Here is an 18,789-nt window from a genome sequence, read left to right on the forward strand (position 1 = left end):
TCCTCGGCGTCCGTACCGCCCCCGTCGGATACGAGGGTGAGGGTTTCCCCGTGCGCCGGGCATTCGCAGGCATCGACCAGCGCTTCCTCGATCCGTTCATCCACATGGACCAGATGGGCGAGGTGCAGTACGCACCCGGTGAACCCAAGGGCACCCCGTGGCACCCGCACCGCGGCTTCGAGACCGTCACCTACATGATCGACGGGATCCTGGAGCACAAGGACTCCAACGGCGGCGGCGGCACCATCGGCGGCGGCGACACCCAGTGGATGACGGCGGGGTCGGGCATCCTGCACATCGAGGCCCCGCCCGAACATGTCGTGGCCAGCGGCGGCCTGTTCCACGGCGTGCAGTTGTGGGTGAACCTGCCCCGGGACAACAAGATGGCGCAGCCCCGATACCAGGACATCTCCGGCAGCCAGGTGGCCCTGGCCTCCTCCCCCGACGGCGGCGCCCTCGTCCGCGTCGTCGCCGGCGAGATCGGCGGTGTGCGCGGCCCCGGCGTCACCCACACCCCGATCGCCCTCGCCCACCTGACCGTCGCGCCCGGCGCCTCGGTGACCCTGCCGTGGCGCCGGGAGTACAACGCGCTCGGTTACGTGCTCGCCGGGGACGGCACCGTCGGCGCGGAGCGCGCACCGATCCGGGCGGGACAGACCGCCGTGTTCGGACCCAACGGTGACAGCGTCACGTTCACCGCCGCCGCCACCCAGGACTCGCGCACCGCGTCGCTCGAGGTGTTCCTGCTCGGCGGGCGGCCGATCCGCGAGCCCGTGGCGATGTACGGGCCGTTCGTGATGAACACCAAGGCCGAGATCATCCAGGCGTTCGAGGACTTCCAGGCCGGCCGGCTCGGGACCGTCCCGGCCGAACACGAGCAGTTGCCGTAACGCGCGCCGGGACCGGGGCGCGCATCCGAAAGCTGCCCGGCCCGGCCCGTCCGCGCCCCGTTCCGCTCCGTACCCTGAACCGCGATACCTTTCGAGGAGACACCATGACCGACGCCCCGACCATCGACATCCGGCGCGCCGAGGACCGGCTGACGACGAAGATCTCCTGGCTCGATTCGAAGCACTCGTTCTCCTTCGGGCACCACTACGACCCGGACAACACCCACCACGGGCTGCTGCTGGTCAGCAACGACGACACCGTCCTGCCGGGCCAGGGCTTCGACACGCATCCGCACCGCGACATGGAGATCGTGACCTGGGTGCTGCGCGGCAGCCTCGTGCACCAGGACTCGATCGGGCACTCCGGCGTCATCTACCCCGGCCTGGCGCAGCGGATGAGCGCCGGGACGGGCATCCTGCACTCGGAGAAGAACGACTCCTGGCGACTGCCCGGCGTCACGGGGCTGCACGCCGGGGAACACGCCGAACCGGTGCGCTTCATCCAGATGTGGGTGGTCCCGGACGAGTCGGGCATCACCCCCGGCTACGAACAACTCGAGATCGACGACGAGCTGATGCGCGGCGGACTGGTGCCCGTCGCGACCGGGATCCCCGAGCACCGCGACCACGCCGCCATCCGCATCCACAACAGGTACGCCGGGCTGTCGGTCGCCCGGCTGCAGCCGGGCCGGACGGTCGTCCTACCCGATGCGCCGTACCTGCACGTGTTCGTCGCCCAGGGCACGGCCGAGCTCGAGGGCGCCGGCACCCTGCGGGAGGGTGACGCCGTGCGACTGACCGGGTCCGGCGGACAGCGGATCCACACCGACACGGCCGCGGAGATCCTCGTGTGGGAGATGCACGCGCATCTCGGCTGACCGGGGTGGGCGGGACGCCCCGGTCCCGGCCTCGGTACGGTGACCGAGCGAACCCTCGCTCCGTCCCTCCCGATCCCAGGATGCCTCCCGTGACCGTCACCGCCCCCGAAACCGATCGCCTCAACGCCTTCATGGGTATCGACACCGTGACCGGGGAGCCCCGAACGGTGGCGTTCCGCCAACCGCTCGGCAACCGGTTTCTCGACCACCGCGGCCGCACCACCGTCGGGTCCGTCGGTGTGCTCACCGACGTCGTGCTCGGCGCCGCCCCGCACCTCGTGTGGCGGGGCCAGGGCCGCGACACCCGGTCCGTACTCACCCAACTCAGCGCGTCGACCGCGAATCCGATTTCCGCCCAGGGGAATCTGCACGGTACCGGCCGCGCCGTCCACGTGGACGAGGACACGGCACTGAGCACCGCGCAGATCCGCGACGACGCAGGCGATCTGGTGATCCAGCTGACGGGGCGGTCCATGGTCGTGAATCGTCCCGCCGTGTTCGACGCAGACTCGTTCGCGGACGCGTCCGGTCTGTCCCGGCCCACCCCCGAACCCTGGACGGATCCGGCGGAGCTCACCGACCGCCCCGGGCTCGACGTAGTCTCCGGCATCGCCGCCGGCACGGTGGCCCGCGGACCGCTCGCGGGACTACTCGGCCTGCGCCTGCAGACCGTCGAGAAGGGCCACGTCACCGCGGTGGTGCCGCCGGTGGAGTGGATGGCCAATCCCATGGGGGCGGTGCAGGGCGGGGTGCTGGTCTCCGTCGCCGACGCCGTCGCCGAACTGGCGGCCCAGACCCTCACCGCCGCCGGCCGGCAGTACCGGCTGCTGAACCTGACCCTCGACTACCTGCGCTCACCCGAGGCGCCGGGTCCCGACATGCTCGTCGAGGCGAAGGTCACCCGTGCGGGCCGGCGACTCGCCTCGATCGACACGCACCTCACCGCACCGGACGGCGCGGTCCTGGTGCGGGCCCACGCGAGCGTGCACATGGGTTCGCTCTGAAGGTGTCGGCTTCCGACCGCGCTCGATCAACTCGCCGAGCGGCGGGCGGAGACGACCCTCGTCCGGCCCCCGGGCTCGGACCGTCGCATCAGGGGCGGGCGCAGGTCGTACCGGTCAGTGGTCGTCGTAGTGCCCGTCGTGCGCGGCGTGCCGGTGCCCGTCGTGGATGTAGTCCAGGTGATCCCCGTGCGGGACGGCCACGTGCCCGCAGCCTTCACCGTGGACGTGGTCGTGTCCTTCGTGGGCCACATGCTCGGCGGGTTCACACTCGTCGACGTGTCCGTCGTGGACTCGGTGCAGATGCCCGTCGTGCACATAGTCGACGTGGTCGCCGTGTGGCACGGCCACGTGCCCGCAGCCCTCGCCGTGGGCGTGTTCGTGGCCTGCATGTTCTCGGTGGGTGGTCATCGCCGCGCTCCTCGGACAGACGAAACCGTTTCGCGCTTCCCAGTCTCCCACCGTCGTCCGTGGTTCGGAACAGAGCCGCCGGTGATCCTGCTGTTCGTGGTCGAGGCGGTCACCGGGCGCCGCGTGCACCACTGACAGGTCCCGGGTCGGCACGGGGTGCGGGCTCCTCGGCAGGCCGTCAGGTAGCCCGCCGTCAGGCCGCCTGCCGGGCGACGACGACACCCGCGGCGCCGAGGCGCGGGAACCGCATGTCCGAGATGGGGGTGACGCTCCCGAGGCGGTTGGTGACGAAGGCGATCGACAGGCCGGTTTCCGGATCGGCGAACGCGCCGGAGCCGCCGAAGCCGAAGTGGCCGATCGACTGCAGCGGCTGCTCGCGCAGGGCGACCCAGCCCGGGTGGTAGCCCAGCCGCCAGTTCGGGCGGATACCGAGCACGTAGTCGCGGCGACGGGTCTGCACCTCCAGGACCTGTTCGAGGGTCTCCTCCTTCAGCAGCCGCGCCCCGCCGAGTTCGCCGGCGTTCGCGAGGGCCCCGTACATCCGGGCCAGCGCGCGAGCGGTGAACACCCCGTTCCACCCCGGCATCACCGCGTCGTGCGCCGCGGGGCTGCGGGCCAGCTCGTCGAAGCCTTCGGCCATGCCCGCTTCGGCGACGCCGCGCAACCCGGGCAGCCGCGACAGCACGGTGCCGGTGACCGCCCACGGCGCGGGGGTCGGATTCAGCCGGGGAAACACCCGGGCGATGCGGTGCCGCTCTTCCTGGGGCACGTGGAACCAGAACTCGCGCAGACCGAGCGGGCCGGCGATCTCCTGCTCGATCAGCTCGGTGAAGGACAGGCCGGTCACCCGGATGGCGATCTCGGCGACGAGGTTGCCGTAGGTGACGGCGTGATAGCCGGGGCCGGCGAGGCGGCGCGGGTCCGGCGCGGCTGCCGCGAGGGCGGCCGCCACCGCGTCGGAGTCGAGCAGCCCGAAGCGTCCCGGCACGAGGCCGCGCGCGCGGTGCAGGCCGGCGCGGTGCGACATCAGTTCCCGGACGGTGATGGATTCCTTCCCGGCGGCCCCGAATTCGGGCCAGTACGCCGCGACCGGTTCGTCGTAGTCGACCAGCCCGCGCTCGGCGAGCCGGTGCAGCACGGTGCTCGCGACGCCCTTGCCGGTGGAGAACGACAGCGCCACCGTGTCGTGGGTCCAGCGCTTGTCCCGGGACGCCCAGCCCGCCCAGATGTCGAGCACCGGTTCGCCGTGCAGGTACGCGGCCAGCGCCCCGCCGCCCTGCCGGGTGTCGCGGAACATCTTGAAGAACCGGTCGGCAACCGGCAGGAAGCGAGGGTCGACGATCATCTCCGTCCGGGGGTGCTCGCCGTCCACCCGCCTGGTCGCTCCGGTGTCGGAACTCATGGCGCCACTCCTACCGCGGCCTCCAGTTGTGACAGAGACCGCTCTGTCAGAGGTATCAACGCTTCGATGTCCGGTATTACTTCCCCACCGGCCACATATCCGAAGCCGACTCGGTCGGCATACGAGCACACCGTGACGTTGAGAGCCATCCCGTCGTACACGATCGACACGGGGTAGATCTCCTCGAGGTGGGCGCCGTTCCAGTACAGCTCGGTGCGCGGGCCGGGCACGTTGGAGATCGGGAGGTTGTAGCCGGGCCGCACCCTCGGGTCGAACGGGAGCATCGGGAGCAGAATGGTCGGCAGGATGCTCGGAGCTGCCACCAGCAGCGACGGCACCGGCCCCAGCGACGCGACGCGCTCCTTGGCCACCTGCATCGACCGGTGGATCAGGCCCAGCCGGTCGGCCGGATCGGCGAGGTCGGTGCCCAGGGTGCACACCGCGGTTCCGAACGCATTGCCCGCCGTCCCGCCGTCCTCCCGCCCGCGTACCGAGACCGGGCAGATCGCCACCAGGGAGTCACCGGGCAGTTCGTCGTGCTCGGCGAACCACGAGCGCAACGCCCCGGCCACAACGGCCGTGACGACGTCGTTGCCGGTCACCCCCGCCGCGTGCTGGATCGCGCGCAGCCGCGCCTTCGGCCAGCCGGCGGCCGCGAAGGTGCGGCCGGCTCCGAGAGGGCCGTTGAGCCGGGTGCGGGGCGCCGCGAACGGCAGCACGGTGGTGTCGGTGGTCAGGCCCTGCACCGTGGAGCGGACCTGCCCTTCGACGGTCCGACGGACCAGACCCATCCCGGAGGCGACCGTCCCGACGGCCGAGCGGGCCAGGGCGAGCGGGGTGGGAAGCCCGCCGTGCGCGGACCCGGGCCGGTCCCGCCCGCCGGTGGCGAAGAACGGGGACATCGACCGACGATCGGGGTCCGGCGACATCGACTCCTCGATCATCCGCAGGCCCGCGATCCCGTCGAGGACCGCATGGTGGACCTTGATGTAGAGCGCGTACCGGCCGTCGGGAAGGCCGTCGACGAGGTGTGCCTCCCACATCGGGCGGGAGCGGTCGAGGGGCTCGGCATGCAACGCGCCCACCAGCTGCCACAGCTCGTCCCGTCCGGCGCCCGGCGGCAGCGACGCCCGCCGCACGTGGTAGCTCAGGTCGATGTCGTCCACGTCGCGCCAGGCCCACCACCCGCCGGTGTCCACTCCCCGGTGCGCCCGGCGCCGCAGCACCGGATCCACCTCGCCGCCCCGGCCGAGGGCGTCCCGGTACGCGTCGTCGACGAACCGCGGGCCGGCATCCTCGGGCGGGTCGAGGATCAGCACCACCGCGACGTGCATGGGGTTGGCCAGCAGCTCCGCCGTCATGAGAACGGCGTCGATCGGGTCCATCAGACCCACATGCTCACCCCGCTTCCACGTGTCTGTGAGGCTTCGGTCACGGTAACTCGAGCGGGACGCGTCGCGGGCCGGGACGGCCGGTCGCACACCCGCAGGCCCGTGCCGGGTGCGGAGAATGGGTGTAAGGATGGACGACATGACCATCGTGGAGCATTCCCGGGCTCGGCACTCGGGCATCGACCTGACCCACCTCGACGAGAGCACCCGAGCGCAGGACGATCTGTTCGAGCACGTCAACGGGCGCTGGCTCGCCGAACACGAGATCCCCGCCGACCGGGCCCTCGACGGCGCGTTCCGCACGCTGTTCGACAAGGCCGAGGTCGACGTCCGCACCCTCATCGAGGAGGCGGCCGCGTCCTCGGCCGAGCGGGGCACCGACGCACAGCGCATCGGCGACCTGTACGCGAGCTTCCTGAACACCGAGGCCGTGGAGGCGGCGGGGCTGAGCCCGATCGCCGGCGAGCTGGCCGCCGTGGCGGACGCCGCGGACCGGGCCGAGCTCGCGGCCGTGCTCGGGCGGCTGCAACGCGTCGGGGTCGGCGGCGCCGTCGCGCACTACGTCGACACCGACGCGAAGAACTCGTCGCGCTATCTGATGCACACGACGCAGTCCGGCCTCGGCCTGCCCGACGAGTCGTACTACCGCGAGGACGGCCACGCCGAGATCCGGGCGCAGTACGTCGCGCACATCGGGCGCATGTTCGAGCTGGCGGGCATCGGGCACGACCCGCAGCGGGTCCTCGACCTCGAGACCCGGCTGGCGGCCGGGCACTGGGACGTGGTCAAGCGGCGCGACGCCGACCTGTCCTACAACCTGGTGACGTTCGAGGCGCTGACCTCCGATCGGCCCGGCTTCGACTGGCGCGGCTGGATCGACGCGCTCGGCGCCACCGAGGAGCAGTGGGCCGAGATCGTGGTCCGCCAGCCGGACTTCCTCGACACGTTCGCGCGGCTGTGGGCCGACGCGCCCCTCGAGGACTGGAAGGCTTGGGCCACCTGGCGGGTCCTGCACGCCCGCGCGCCGTACCTCACCGAGGCGCTCGTCGCCGAGAACTTCGCGTTCTACGGCCGCACCCTGACCGGCGCGCAGGAGATCCGCGACCGGTGGAAGCGCGGCGTGGCGCTCGTACAGGACCTGCTCGGCGAGGCCGTCGGCAAGCTGTATGTGGAACGGCACTTCCCGGCCGAGGCCAAGGCCCGCATGCAGCACCTCGTCGCCAACCTGCAGGAGGCGTACCGGCGCAGCATCGCCGATCTGGAGTGGATGAGCCCGCAGACCCGCGAGGCGGCGCTGCGCAAGCTGGAGAAGTTCACCCCCAAGATCGGCTACCCGGACAAGTGGCGGGACTACTCGGCCGTGACGATCGACGCGGGCGATCTGGTCGGCAACTACCGCAGCGGCTACGCCGCCGAGTACGACCGCGACCTGGCCAAGCTCGGTGGGCCGGTGGACCGCGACGAGTGGTTCATGACGCCGCAGACCGTCAACGCCTACTACAACCCGGGTATGAACGAGATCGTGTTCCCTGCCGCGATCCTGCAACCGCCGTTCTTCGACCTGCACGCCGACGACGCCGCCAACTACGGCGGGATCGGCGCCGTCATCGGCCACGAGATCGGGCACGGCTTCGACGATCAGGGCGCCAAGTACGACGGCGACGGCAATCTCGAGAACTGGTGGACCGACGACGATCGCACCGAGTTCGGCAAGCGCACCGCGGCGCTGATCGCGCAGTACGACGAGTTCGAGCCGAAGGCGCTCGCCGGCCATCGCGTCAACGGCAGCTTCACCATCGGCGAGAACATCGGCGACCTCGGCGGGCTGTCCATCGCGCTGAAGGCGTACGAGATCGCACTCGACGGCGCCGAGGCGCCCGTGATCGACGGCCTCACGGGCCTGCAGCGGGTGTTCTTCGGCTGGGCGCAGGTGTGGCGGACCAAGGTCCGCGACGAGGAGGCGCTGCGCCGGCTAGCCGTGGACCCGCACTCGCCGCCGGAGTTCCGCTGCAACGGGGTGGTACGCAACATCGACGCCTTCTACGAGGCGTTCGACGTGCGTCCCGGCGATGCGCTGTATCTCGCGCAGGAGGAGCGCGTGCGGATCTGGTGAGCCGGACGCCGGTGCGCCGCGCCCCCCGACGGGGCGGCGTACCGGCGCCCGACTAGGAGCGCGAGGCCTGAGGTACCGAGATCCCGCGCGAGCCGAACCAGGCCATCGGGTCCATCTTGGCGCCGCCCGGCTGCCACACCTCGAAGTGCAGGTGCGGCCCGGTGGACTGGCCTCGGTTGCCCATCGTGGCGATCACGTCGCCCGCCCGCACCTGCTGGCCGACGGACACGAGCGACTCGTTGATGTGCCCGTAGACGCCGATGGTGCCGTCGTCCTGCTGGATGCGAACCCACAGCCCGAAGCCTGAGGCGGGACCGGATTCGATCACGGTGCCGTCGGTGACCGACTTGATCGGCGTGCCGATGGCGTTGGCGATGTCGATGCCGTTGTGCGCCGTGCCCCAGCGGGGCCCGAAGCCGGAGGTCAGCGCCCCGACGGTCGGGAAGACGGCGCTCGGGCGGCTCGCGAGTTCCCGTGCGATCCGCTCGGACTCCTGCTGGGCGAGGCGTTCGGCCTCCTGCTGGGCGAGGCGCTCCGCCTCGCGCTGGCGCTCCGCGGCCTCCGCGGCGAGGCGCGCGGCCTCCCGCTCGGCGGCGCGCTGCAGCTGGTCGACGTACCGGTCGGTGCCGGCGTCCGGAAGCTGCAGCACCTGCGGTGCCGTCGAGAGTCCGACCGTCGGCTGCTGCCGCTCGGGGGCGGCCTCGGCCCGGGGTTGGCCGGGCGCCGCCTGGGCCGCGGCGCTGCCGGCCGCGAGCACGGCGCCGACCGCCAGGGGGATGGTCAGCAACCGGCGCGCGGGCCCGGTCCGGGTCGAGCGCCGGTGGGCCCCACGCCGGGGCGCCACGGGTTCCGAAGCTTCGCTGGAGTTGTCACCATCGTGGCGGGCGTACGGGGCCAATCTGCTGTCCTCGACGTTCGAGCGGTCCGTTTAATAACGGATTGATCACGGTCGAGTCACAGATTAGCGCATAGCTCCGCCGGTGGGTAGCCGCTCCCAGCGGACCGAATGTCACAGGCGTTCCGCTCCGCGATCCAAATGTGACATTCGGCCCCCTAGGAAGGGGTCGCCGGCTCGCGCACCAGCCGCTGGTACGAGACCCGCCACAACCACTCGACCGGCCCCTACCGATACCGCCGCAGCCACCAGCTCGCCGTGACGACCAGCACCGCACACACCAGCAGGTACACCGCGACGGTGAACGGCACCCGCAGCGACGGATCAACTCTCGCCGCCAGCCCGAGGCCCCAGCCGTAGCACAGCGCAGAGGCGAGAACGTTCTGCGCGACGTAGCAGCTCAACGCGGTCCGGCCGATGCGTTCCAGCCCGGTCCCGACCACCCCCGCCCGCCGCGGCGTCGCGTGGAACTGCGCGATCCAGGCGAGCAGGCCGACCGCGACGAACGGGGCCACGCCGTAGCGGGCGACCAGCACACCGGCCTCACCGCCGCACAATCCCACGACCGCGTCGACCGGGGCGGCGACCGCCCCGAGCAGCATCAGCTTCCGCCGCAGCACCCGGCTGCCCGGATCGAAGATTCCCGCCTCGTACAGCGCGGCACCGGCGAGGAACATCGCGATCGTCATCGGGATCACGAAGATCACCTCGGCCCGGAACGCGCCGACGTTCTCGGCCCGGAACACCACCAGATCCCACCAGCTGCCGGTGGCGAACACGTCGGTGGCCGGGGCGGTGGGCGCCCCGGAGTCCGGCTCGGCCGCGATCGCCGCCACCAGCGCGGTGAGCAGCAGCACGTGCGCGGCGGACGCGGCGACGGCCACCCACAGCCGCGCCCGTGCCGATGCGACGACGAGACCGCACACGAGCATCGACACCAGTGCGTAACCCATGAGGATGTCGAATTCGGCGACGAGCAGGTAGTGCAGCGCGCCGTCGAGCAACAGCAGCGCGGCACGCACCCGGTACCCGCCCGGCCACGGCCGTCCCGCCCGTCGCGCCGACGCCGCCTGGATCGCCAGACCGATCCCGAACATCAAGGTCAGCAACCCCAGGAACTTGCCCTGGGCGAGTTGCATGAGGATCCGCTGGGGCCACGGCTCGGAACCGAGCGTGTTCAGGTAGCCGACGATGCCGGCCGGGTCGGTCAAGATCCAGATGTTCGTGCCGAGCGTGCCCAGGATGGCGATGCCGCGCGCGACGTCGAGCGCCACGATGCGCCCGGGCCGGGTCGTCGTCTCGGTTGCCGTCATGACTTCGACTCTGACGCGAGGCGGTCGCCGGCGCGTCGGCCATCCGACGGACCGGGTGTCCTCCCTCCGGAGGAGGCGACCTACCTGCCCGCGATCTGCCGGGCGACGAACGCGGCGTGCAACCGCGAATCCACCCCCAGCTTCGCCAGGACCCGGGAGACGTGGGTCTTGACGGTGGTGGCGCCGATGTTCAGGCGCTCGGCGATCTGCTGGTTCGCCAGGCCCTCACCGAGGCAGTCGAGCACCTCGCGTTCCCGGTCCGTGAGCAGGTCCACGCCGGTCGGCGGCGGCACCGGTTCGGCGGCACCGGCGGCCAGGCCCGCGATGACGGTGCGGGTCACCTGCGGGGACAGCACGCCGTCGCCGTGGGCCACCCGCCGGATACCGTCGGTCAGTTCCTGCGCGGAGGCCGACTTCAGCAGGAAGCCCGCGGCGCCGGCGCGCAGCGCACCCAGGACGTACTCGTCGACGTCGAAGGTCGTGAGGACGAGCACCTGGGTATCGCTCGTCTCGCGGATCCGGCGGGTGGCCTCGATGCCGTCGGTGCCCGGCATGCGGATGTCCATGAGCACCACGTCCGGCCGCAGCGCCCGCACCTGACGCACGGCGACGTCGCCGTCGGCGGCCTCGCCGACCACCTCGAGATCGGAGGTCGCGGACAGGATCATCGCCAGCCCCGCGCGGATGGCTCCGTGGTCGTCGGCGAGCAACACCCGGATCACGACGGCGCTCCCGGGCGCAGCGGCAGCGACGCCCCCACGACCCACGTCCCGTCGGACGGACCCGCCCGGAACCGGCCGCCGAGAAGCTCGGTGCGTTCCCGCATGCTCGCCAGGCCCCGGCCGCCCGACGGCGTGCGCGGCGCGGCAACCGTCCCGTCGGGGAGCGGGTTGCGCACGGTCACCTCCAACCGGTCGCCGCGCGCGTCCAGCGACAGCTCGACGGGGACGCCGGGCGCGTGCTTGGCGGCGTTGGTCAGGGCCTCCTGGACGATGCGATAGGCGGCGTGGTCGACGGCGACGGGCAGCTGCCGCCCCGGACCCGACCGACGGACGTGGACGACGGTGCCCCCGGCGTGGGCCGAGTCGACGAGCTTGCCGAGGTGGGCCAGCCGCCCGGGCGCGGTCGTCTCGCCGAGGACGGGCCGGTCCCGCAGTAGTCCGATCATCTCCCGCATCTCCTCGAGCGCGTCGACGCTGTTGCTCCGCACCGATTCGAGCACGGCGTGCAGCGCCTCCATCCGGCGGGCCGTCGGCGACGACGCATCGCGGGAGAGGCCCAGCGCGGCCTCGGACTGGATCGCGATCGCCGACAGGTGCCCGGCGACGACGTCGTGCAGATCGCGGGCCATGCGGTTGCGCTCGGCCGCCACGGCGGCCCGCCGGTCGAGTTCGGCGATCGTGGTGACGGCCTCGGCGCGGGCGCGTTCGGCGTCGGCGACGTCCTTGTGCAACCGGACCGCGCGCCCCCACCACAGCGGAGTGCCGACGAACGCGGACAGCGCAATCGCCGTGAGCACCAGCAGCTGCCAGTTCCCGGTGACGACGTAGACGACCCCGAAACAGGCCGCGGAGAGCGCGGAGGCGAGGCCGAGCAGCGCCCGTGCCTGCCGCTCGGTGCCGTAGCGGACGCCGGCGTAGAGCAGGTCGGAGTAGACGAGCCACACGGGCAGGGACGGCCCGAGCAGGAGGTCGATGCCCAGCGGCACCGCACCGAGCACGAGCGCCGCCACCGGCCGTCGCGCCCGGAGCACCGCTGCGCCGCACACGGCCGCCAGCAGGCCGATACGCACGGCCGCCGGAGCCTCCACCCTGACGGGGGCGAGTTCGTACAGACCTGCGGACAGCAACAGCAGCCCGAGCAGGAACTCGGCCACCGCGATACACCAGCCCTGCGCGGTGACGGAGAGAGACGACCAACGCGGCACCCGTTCATCACAGCACAGGCGCGCGGCCGGTTCGTCCTCCCGACGGAGGACCCCGCCTCGTTCCGAAGACCGACGACACGCGTGCGGTGACCGCCGAGCATCGAGCCATGGACCTCGCTCTCCTGGGCACGCTCGCGGTGCTGGCGCTCGTGGACAGCACCAGTCTCGGCACCCTCGTCGTGCCGCTGTGGTTGCTCACCGTGCCGGGCCGGCCCCCCGTACGCCGCCTGCTGGTGTACCTGCTGTCGATCGCCGCGTTCTACTTCGTCGTCGGACTCGTGCTGATGTCCGCGGGCCGGAGCGGCGCCGCGGCGCTCGCGCGGTGGAGCGACACGACGGCGTGGCACTGGGCGCAACTCTCGGTGGGCGCGGCTCTGTTCGCGGTGAGCTGGCGATTCGACTCGGGGAAGGCGCGGGTTGCGGGCCGCGGGAGCCGGCTGCGGCACTGGCGCTGCCGGGCCCTCGAGCGGCAACGGACGGCGTCCGGTGTGGCAGTGCTCGCGCTCGGTGCCGGGACCGTCGAGGTCGCCACGATGCTGCCGTACCTGGCGGCGATCGGGACGATCGTGGCGACGGGCCTGCCGGCCGCCACCGGCGCCGGCCTGCTCGCCGGGTACTGCGCGGTGATGGTGCTGCCGGCCCTGCTGCTGGTGGTGGGCCGGCTCGTCGTGCACCGGCGGATCGAGCCGCTGCTGCGACGTCTCGACGAGTTCACCGCCCGGCACGCCGACTCGGCGCTGGGATGGGTGCTGGGTATCGCCGGGTTCCTGATCGCGCGGGATGCGGCGGCGGCCCTGTTCTTCGCGGACTGAGGAGGTCTCCGGGCCGGATCTCCTGCCCGGCGGCCACCTCGCTCAGCCGTCCGCCACCTCACGCGCCGACGCGCCGCCGGAGGCCCGGACGCGGGCCCGGTCGGCCAGCACCGTGTCCAGCCAGTCGAACATCCGCTGGTCGGTGACGCTGCGAGCGAGGGGCTGGCAGTGGAAGTTGGCACCCTCCGCCGCGGTGAACGACGCCAGTTCCTTCGCCCCGCGTAGCCGCTCGGCGAGCTGCCGGGACTGGCCGGGCCAGAACTGCTCGTCCTCGGGGTCGGTGACGAACAGCGGCGTCGTGATCGACTCGGGGAGATCGCCGAGCCGGTACTTCAGCACCTCGGTGAGGGTGTCGAAATACGAGTCCATCCTGCGGTAGGGGCGGGCCCGGAACCGCCACGTGCGCTCGAGCCGGCCCGACAGCCGCATGCCGAAGGCCATGTCGCGATCGAACTTCTCCCGGTCGCCCTTCTCGAGCAACTCGATCATGTTCTTGGGCATGTGGGCGAGCCACGACGCGGACACGTCGACCACCCCCGGATCGGCGATTGCCGCCGCGATCCGGTGCTCGAAGGCCAGTGCGCGCGGCACCCAGTATCCGGCCTGACTGATCCCGTAGAGGGCGATGCGCGAGCCGTCGACCTCCGGGTACCGGAGGAGGAAGTCCACGATCGGCGTGATCACGGCCTCCCAGTCGTGCCGGAACGGCACGCCGCGCTCGAACAGCATGGACTGCTGGCCCGGACCGTCGAAGAACAGCACGTTGTAGCCGCGGGCGAGGGCGCCGGCCCCGGCGGCGGTCCACAGGCTGCTGATGGGCCCGTCGCTGCCGTTGTTCAGGATCAGGGTGGGGCGTGGTTCGCGGGTCTCCTCGCCGAGCGGCCGCAGCAGGTAGCCCGGCAGGAAGCCGTCCTCGTAGGGAATGTCCACCCGCTCGGCCGGGTGCGGGGTGGTCTCGACGAACCGGTCCCACGCCGCCCGGTGCTGCCGAAACGTCGGCAGCAGCGGGCCGTCGTCGGCCAGACCGTCCACGGAGTTGACCGCGGTAGCGAAATACGTTGCGGCACGCAGATATGCGCCCGCGGCGCTGACGACGTGCCCGGCCTCGGCGGAGGCATCGGCGAGCCCCCGGACGCGACTGCCGAGCGCCACCCAGGCCTCGAACCACTTCTCGTGATCCTTCTCGCCGATCGGGGCGATGGTGGCGAGTACCTCCCCCACGTCCGCCGCACCGTGCACGGCCTGTCCGAGCAGGAACCGGACCTCGAAGTCGAAGTCCTCGTCGCGGTAGAAACCTGCGGTGAACGCCTGGTGCGGATGCGCAAAGAAGGATGCAGGCATGTGGGCTCCCTCGGGCGGTGGCGGGGCACACCCACCGTACGCCCGAACCGGTCGTTCGGCTCGATATCCGACTTCCGCCCGTCACAGGCGGTGCAGTTCCACCTCGTGCAGTCCGCCGTCGGCGACGGTCGCGGTCACGAAGGTGCAGAACGGTTGGCGCCGACGGTCGGTCGGTGACCCCGGGTTGAGCAGGCGCAGCCCCGTCGCCGTGGTGGTGTCCCACGGAATGTGGCTGTGCCCGAACACCAGAACGTCGGTGTCGGGATGAGCGGCCGACATCCGCCCGTCCCGGCCTGCCGAGGCTCCGGTCTCGTGGACGACGGTGAAGCGCACACCCTCCAATGTCACGCGCGCGGTCTCGGGCATCCGGCCCCGCAATTCCGCACCGTCGTTGTTGCCCCAGCACGCGACCAACCGTCCGGCCCGCTCGGACAATGCGTCGAAGAACGCGACCTCGACCCAGTCGCCGGCGTGCAGCACCACGTCGGCGCGGTCGACCTCCTCCCACACCCGCGCCGGCAGGTCCCGCGCGCGGACGGGGACGTGGGTGTCGGCCAGCAGCAGCAACCTCATGCGACCAGTGTGCCGCCCACCCGAGGTTTCGCCCGTCCCCCACCGGGCACCCGGCCCCGGAGGACACGACGAAGGGTGCCCGCGGCGGACGCCGGGCGCCACCGGGAGGAACAGCATGGCCAACGTCGCCGACGGGATAGTCGACCGGCTCCGGGCCTGGGGCGTCCACCGCGTCTTCGGTTACGCCGGAGACGGGATCGACCCGATCCTGGCCGCTCTGGATCGGGCGGCCGAGCACATCGAGCTCGTCACCGCCCGGCACGAGGAGATGGCGGCCTTCATGGCCACCGGGCACGCGAAATACACCGGGGAGGTGGGGGTGTGCCTCGCCACCCAGGGACCCGGGGCGGTGCATCTGCTCACCGGCCTCTACGACGCCAAGCTGGACGGCAAACCGGTGGTGGCGATCGTCGGGCACGTGGTGACGACGGCCCAGGGTAGCGGCTACCAGCAGGAAGTCGCGCTGCCCACGCTGTTCAAGGACGTGTGCGCCCAGTACGTGCAGACCCTCGATACCCCCGAAAAACTCGGCGCGGTGCTCGACAACGCCTTCCGCACCGCACGGGCGACCTCCAGCCCGACGTGTGTGATCGTCCCGCACGACGTGCAGCAGGCCGACGCTGCCGGGGAGGAGCACGCCCACGGCGTGGTCCCCAGCGCCGCGACGGTCGCGGTCCCGCGGGTGCTGCCCACCGACGCCGATCTCGACCGGGCCGCCGACCTGCTCAACGCCGGGCGACGGGTCGCGCTGCTCGTCGGCCAGGGCGCATACGGCGCGGCCGCGGAGATCGGCGAGGTCGCGGAGCTGCTCGGCGCCGGCGTCACGACGTCGCTGCTCGGCAAACCGGTGATCGACGAGTCCCGGGACTGGGCCTGCGGTGTCATGGGACACCTCGGCACGACCGCCTCTGCGGACCTGACGGCCGGATGCGACACCCTGCTGATCGTGGGCAGCAACGATCCGTGGACGGAGTTCTATCCCGCCCCGGGACGGGCACGTGCCGTGCAGATCGACATCGCCGCCCGCAACCTCGGCGCCAAGTATCCCGTCGAGGTGCCCCTCGCCGGGGACGCCCGCGAGACCCTGCGCGCCCTGCTGCCCCGGTTGCACCGGACCGCCGGACCGTGGCGCCGCGACGTCGAGCAGATGGTCCGGAACTGGCGGCGGATCGCCGCCGCACGGTGCGCGGAGCCCCCGGACGGTCTCGATCCGCAGGCCGTCGTCCTCGATCCGCAGGCTGTCGTCGCAGCCCTGTCCGACCGGCTCCCGGCGGACGCCCAGGTGGCGGTGGACGTCGGATCGGTCGTGTATTGGTACGCGCGTTTCCTGCGACTGCCGCCGGGAGTGCCGGCGCACCTGTCGAGCACGCTCGCCTCGATGGGATCCGCGATGCCGTACGGACTGGCCGCCAAGCTCGCCCATCCGGATCGTCCGGTGATCGCCCTGGCCGGGGACGGCGCCATGCAGATGAACGGCATCTCGGAGCTGATCACCCTCGCCCACCGCTGGCGAGACTGGGCCGATCCGCGCTTCGTCGTCCTCGTCCTCGACAACGGCGACCTCACCGAAGTGTCCTGGGAGCAGAGGGAAATGGAGGGCGACGCCCGCATCCCCGCCTCGCAGACCGTCCCGCCCTTCCCCTATGCCGACTACGCCCGGCTGCTCGGCCTGGAGGGCATCCGGGTCGATCGCCCCGAGGACGTCGACGGGGCGTGGCACACCGCCCTGACCGCCGACCGTCCGGTGCTGATCCAGGCGGTCGTCGATCCGGCTACCCCGCTGCTGCCGCCGCGCGCCTCTGCGGACAAGGTCGAGAAGATGCTCCAGGCCCTCGAGCGGGAAGGCGCGCACACGGCCGCACAGCGGCTGCGGCGGCAGCGCGAGCAGGAAGCCGAGAACTGACGGCGGCGGTTCCCCGGACCGAAGGGCCTCCACCGGGCGTCGACGGGGCCGCTTCCGGGTATACCCCCGTAACGGCAACGGAGGACAGCGCAGTGGATCGGTGTACATGAGGGCCTCGTTCGATCAACAGTTACGCGACCTCACCGGCAGGCTCCGCGGTCTCGCCGAGCTCGCGGCGAAGGCCCTGGAGCTGTCGACGCGTGCGCTGCTCGACGGCGACGTGGCCGCGGCCGAGGAGGCGCTCGATCTCGGCGAGCAGATCGACACGTTGCACACCGAGTGCAGCGAGCGGGCCGTGGCGATCCTGGCGTTGCAGCATCCGGTGGCCGGCGATCTCCGGTTCGTCTTCTCGGCGGTGCGGATGAGCAGCGACCTGGCGCGGATGGGCCAGCTCGCCCTGCACATCGCGCGGGCAGCCCGGCGGCGCACCCCCGGAGAGCTCGCCCCCGACGAGGTCCGGGACGACATCGCCCGGATGGGCGAACTCACGGCCGGCATGGCGCGCGGACTGTGTGACGTCTTCACGGAGCCGAATCTGGAGCTGGTCACTCGGGTCCGGAGCACCGACGCGGAACTCGACGCCGTCCACGCCCGTCTGCTCGGGACGCTCCGGGACCCGGCGTGGACGCACGGCGTGACCCCCGCCGTCGACCTCGCCCTGGTGGCACGCTTCTACGAACGCTTCGGGGACCAGGCCGTGGACGTGGCCGAACGGGTCATCTTCCTCATCACCGGGCGGCGCCCCGACGGCGATCCAGCTCCACCCGAGCGGCCCTGAGAATGTGCCCGGGCCGGTCCGGGTTCACGGTCCGTTCGAGGTCGGCGACGAACTCCTCCAGGCGCTCCGTGGGCCACGATTCGAGTCCCGCGCCCGTGCGTTCGGGATAGGCGGCGTGGACGACGTCGAGAATCCGGTGTGCGAGCCGGCGCGCGTCCGCCACGCCGAGGCGGTGGGTCGTGCCGTCGACGGTGACATCCAGCCCGTCGCCGGTGTCGGTCACGGCAAAGGTCGTCATGGGTGCACCTCCTGTGCTCACCGGTCATGACGTTACTCGAGGTGAGCGCCCGTCGACCACCGATCGGCGTGGAGGGGACGACGAGCGGGTACAGGCCCTGCATGAATATTCCTGCACCCGAGAGACTTGCGATCGTCACCGGAGCCGATTCGGGAATCGGAAAAGCCACCGCCGAGGTGCTGGCCTCGGAGGGATTCGACGTAGGCATCACGTTCCACACCGACGAGGCCGGGGCCCGGAACACCCGGGACGGGATCGAGGAGCGCGGACAGCGCTGCTTCGTCGTCCGCCAGGACCTGACCAGTCCGGACACCGCCGACGTCGTCGACACGCTCGCCGAGAAGCTCGGCGGCCTGGGCGTTCTGGTCAACAACGCCGGAACCGGGCACATGGACCGGATCCTCGACCTGAGCTACGACACGTGGCGGGAGGTTCTCGCGACCGACCTCGAGGGTCCGTTCCTGTGCGCTCAGCGCGCCGCCCGTCGGATGATCGCGGGCGGCCGCGGTGGCCGGATCATCAACGTCACGAGTGTGCACGAGCACATCCCCCGGCTCGGCGCCGCCGCCTACTGCAGCGCCAAGGCCGGCCTGGGCATGCTCACCAAGTGCCTCGCACTCGAGCTGGGACGGCACGGCATCCTCGTCAATGCGATTGCGCCGGGCGAGATCTCGACCCCGATGACGGGCATGGACGAATCCCAGGCATATCGTGAGGACCGCCCCGGCAACCCGGTCGGCCGGCCCGGGCACGTCAACGAGGTCGCGTCGGCCATCGCATTTCTCGCGTCGCCGCGCTCGTCGTACCTCACGGGCGGCTCGATTCCCGTCGACGGTGGACTGATGCTCATGGCGGCACACGGCCACGACATGGCCGGGGAGAGCTGGCGCGAGATCTGAGATCGCACCGACTGGATCTCGCCG

Annotated in this window: 18 protein-coding genes; 8 read left to right on the plus strand and 10 right to left on the minus strand. The window is 71.8% G+C overall.

Going from position 1 to position 18,789, the window contains the following annotated elements; all coding sequences use genetic code 11:
• From G6039_RS23105 to G6039_RS23115, 3 genes are all read left to right on the plus strand, one after another.
• On the plus strand, positions 1-890 hold an 890-nt coding region (locus tag G6039_RS23105; protein ID WP_164528128.1), incomplete at its 5' end, for a pirin family protein.
• A 104-nt stretch (positions 891-994) separates the two neighbouring features.
• Entirely contained in the window at positions 995-1,768 is a 774-nt protein-coding gene (locus G6039_RS23110; protein ID WP_006947341.1) for a pirin family protein, read from the plus strand.
• A gap of 80 nt (positions 1,769-1,848) precedes the next feature.
• Complete coding sequence (locus G6039_RS23115; protein WP_043802756.1) at positions 1,849-2,772, plus strand: PaaI family thioesterase; 924 nt, start codon at positions 1,849-1,851, stop codon at positions 2,770-2,772.
• Positions 2,773-2,886: 114 nt separating this feature from the next.
• On the opposite strand, the gene G6039_RS30795 is transcribed toward G6039_RS23115, so the two are convergent.
• From G6039_RS30795 to G6039_RS23130, 3 genes are all read right to left on the minus strand, one after another.
• Entirely contained in the window at positions 2,887-3,180 is a 294-nt protein-coding gene (locus G6039_RS30795; protein WP_037201177.1) for a hypothetical protein, read from the minus strand.
• A gap of 193 nt (positions 3,181-3,373) precedes the next feature.
• Positions 3,374-4,582, minus strand: coding sequence for a serine hydrolase domain-containing protein (locus tag G6039_RS23125; RefSeq protein ID WP_029546261.1), 1,209 nt, complete (start codon positions 4,580-4,582; stop codon positions 3,374-3,376).
• On the minus strand, positions 4,579-5,976 hold the full coding sequence (locus tag G6039_RS23130; RefSeq protein ID WP_043802761.1) for a WS/DGAT/MGAT family O-acyltransferase: 1,398 nt from the start codon (positions 5,974-5,976) through the stop codon (positions 4,579-4,581). The genes G6039_RS23125 and G6039_RS23130 overlap by 4 nt, the downstream gene beginning before the upstream one ends.
• A gap of 136 nt (positions 5,977-6,112) precedes the next feature.
• Here G6039_RS23130 and G6039_RS23135 point away from each other — a divergent pair, with 136 nt between their 5' ends.
• Positions 6,113-8,086 carry a M13 family metallopeptidase gene (locus G6039_RS23135; protein ID WP_043802764.1) on the plus strand — a complete coding sequence of 658 codons (1,974 nt, stop codon included), beginning with the start codon at positions 6,113-6,115 and terminating at the stop codon, positions 8,084-8,086.
• A 52-nt stretch (positions 8,087-8,138) separates the two neighbouring features.
• Here the strand turns inward: G6039_RS23135 and G6039_RS23140 are convergent, their stop codons facing one another.
• From G6039_RS23140 to G6039_RS31315, 4 genes are all read right to left on the minus strand, one after another.
• Positions 8,139-8,873: a M23 family metallopeptidase gene (locus G6039_RS23140; RefSeq protein ID WP_006947325.1), complete on the minus strand. Its 735-nt coding sequence runs from the start codon at positions 8,871-8,873 to the stop codon at positions 8,139-8,141.
• Between the two features lie 335 nt (positions 8,874-9,208).
• The gene (locus G6039_RS23145; RefSeq protein ID WP_051446178.1) at positions 9,209-10,294 is read right to left on the minus strand and encodes a DUF418 domain-containing protein; all 1,086 of its coding nucleotides are present in this window, start codon (positions 10,292-10,294) and stop codon (positions 9,209-9,211) included.
• A gap of 80 nt (positions 10,295-10,374) precedes the next feature.
• Positions 10,375-11,016, minus strand: a complete 642-nt coding sequence (locus tag G6039_RS23150) for a response regulator (protein WP_006947321.1) — start codon at positions 11,014-11,016, stop codon at positions 10,375-10,377.
• Positions 11,013-12,221 carry a sensor histidine kinase gene (locus tag G6039_RS31315; RefSeq protein ID WP_043802768.1) on the minus strand — a complete coding sequence of 403 codons (1,209 nt, stop codon included), beginning with the start codon at positions 12,219-12,221 and terminating at the stop codon, positions 11,013-11,015. Before G6039_RS31315 ends, G6039_RS23150 begins: the two co-directional genes overlap by 4 nt.
• 107 nt (positions 12,222-12,328) lie before the next feature.
• Here G6039_RS31315 and G6039_RS23160 point away from each other — a divergent pair, with 107 nt between their 5' ends.
• Positions 12,329-13,033, plus strand: coding sequence for a GAP family protein (locus G6039_RS23160; protein ID WP_043802771.1), 705 nt, complete (start codon positions 12,329-12,331; stop codon positions 13,031-13,033).
• Positions 13,034-13,075: 42 nt separating this feature from the next.
• Here the strand turns inward: G6039_RS23160 and G6039_RS23165 are convergent, their stop codons facing one another.
• Together G6039_RS23165 and G6039_RS23170 are read right to left on the minus strand one after the other, a co-directional pair.
• Complete coding sequence (locus tag G6039_RS23165) at positions 13,076-14,374, minus strand: alpha/beta hydrolase family protein (RefSeq protein WP_043802775.1); 1,299 nt, start codon at positions 14,372-14,374, stop codon at positions 13,076-13,078.
• Positions 14,375-14,455: 81 nt separating this feature from the next.
• Positions 14,456-14,947 (minus strand): metallophosphoesterase family protein, encoded by a 492-nt coding sequence (locus tag G6039_RS23170; protein ID WP_029546272.1) that lies wholly within the window; start codon positions 14,945-14,947, stop codon positions 14,456-14,458.
• Positions 14,948-15,062: 115 nt separating this feature from the next.
• Here G6039_RS23170 and G6039_RS23175 point away from each other — a divergent pair, with 115 nt between their 5' ends.
• Together G6039_RS23175 and phoU are read left to right on the plus strand one after the other, a co-directional pair.
• Entirely contained in the window at positions 15,063-16,850 is a 1,788-nt protein-coding gene (locus G6039_RS23175; protein ID WP_043802777.1) for a thiamine pyrophosphate-requiring protein, read from the plus strand.
• Positions 16,851-16,956: 106 nt separating this feature from the next.
• Positions 16,957-17,628 (plus strand): phosphate signaling complex protein PhoU, encoded by a 672-nt coding sequence (phoU, locus tag G6039_RS23180; RefSeq protein ID WP_006931809.1) that lies wholly within the window; start codon positions 16,957-16,959, stop codon positions 17,626-17,628.
• Here phoU and G6039_RS23185 read toward each other — a convergent pair.
• Positions 17,579-17,866 carry a hypothetical protein gene (locus G6039_RS23185; protein ID WP_006931807.1) on the minus strand — a complete coding sequence of 96 codons (288 nt, stop codon included), beginning with the start codon at positions 17,864-17,866 and terminating at the stop codon, positions 17,579-17,581. The two genes, phoU and G6039_RS23185, sit on opposite strands and share 50 nt — an antisense overlap.
• A gap of 101 nt (positions 17,867-17,967) precedes the next feature.
• On the opposite strand from G6039_RS23185, the gene G6039_RS23190 reads away from it, so the two are divergent.
• Complete coding sequence (locus tag G6039_RS23190) at positions 17,968-18,765, plus strand: SDR family oxidoreductase (protein ID WP_051446179.1); 798 nt, start codon at positions 17,968-17,970, stop codon at positions 18,763-18,765.
• The last annotated feature ends 24 nt before the right edge of the window (positions 18,766-18,789 follow it).

Origin of the sequence: Rhodococcus aetherivorans, from assembly GCF_011058165.1 — a bacterium.
Lineage (GTDB): Bacteria > Actinomycetota > Actinomycetes > Mycobacteriales > Mycobacteriaceae > Rhodococcus > Rhodococcus aetherivorans.

Coding starts and splice junctions, on each gene's coding strand:
- G6039_RS30795 (WP_037201177.1), bottom strand. CDS start 3,180: ATGACCACCCACCGAGAACATGCAGGCCACGAACACGCCCACGGCGAG.
- G6039_RS23145 (WP_051446178.1), bottom strand. CDS start 10,294: ATGACGGCAACCGAGACGACGACCCGGCCCGGGCGCATCGTGGCGCTC.
- G6039_RS23115 (WP_043802756.1), top strand. CDS start 1,849: ATGCCTCCCGTGACCGTCACCGCCCCCGAAACCGATCGCCTCAACGCC.
- G6039_RS23190 (WP_051446179.1), top strand. CDS start 17,968: ATGAATATTCCTGCACCCGAGAGACTTGCGATCGTCACCGGAGCCGAT.
- G6039_RS23110 (WP_006947341.1), top strand. CDS start 995: ATGACCGACGCCCCGACCATCGACATCCGGCGCGCCGAGGACCGGCTG.
- G6039_RS23185 (WP_006931807.1), bottom strand. CDS start 17,866: ATGACGACCTTTGCCGTGACCGACACCGGCGACGGGCTGGATGTCACC.
- G6039_RS23165 (WP_043802775.1), bottom strand. CDS start 14,374: ATGCCTGCATCCTTCTTTGCGCATCCGCACCAGGCGTTCACCGCAGGT.
- G6039_RS23175 (WP_043802777.1), top strand. CDS start 15,063: ATGGCCAACGTCGCCGACGGGATAGTCGACCGGCTCCGGGCCTGGGGC.
- G6039_RS23135 (WP_043802764.1), top strand. CDS start 6,113: ATGACCATCGTGGAGCATTCCCGGGCTCGGCACTCGGGCATCGACCTG.
- G6039_RS23125 (WP_029546261.1), bottom strand. CDS start 4,582: ATGAGTTCCGACACCGGAGCGACCAGGCGGGTGGACGGCGAGCACCCC.
- phoU (WP_006931809.1), top strand. CDS start 16,957: ATGAGGGCCTCGTTCGATCAACAGTTACGCGACCTCACCGGCAGGCTC.
- G6039_RS23170 (WP_029546272.1), bottom strand. CDS start 14,947: ATGAGGTTGCTGCTGCTGGCCGACACCCACGTCCCCGTCCGCGCGCGG.
- G6039_RS23160 (WP_043802771.1), top strand. CDS start 12,329: ATGGACCTCGCTCTCCTGGGCACGCTCGCGGTGCTGGCGCTCGTGGAC.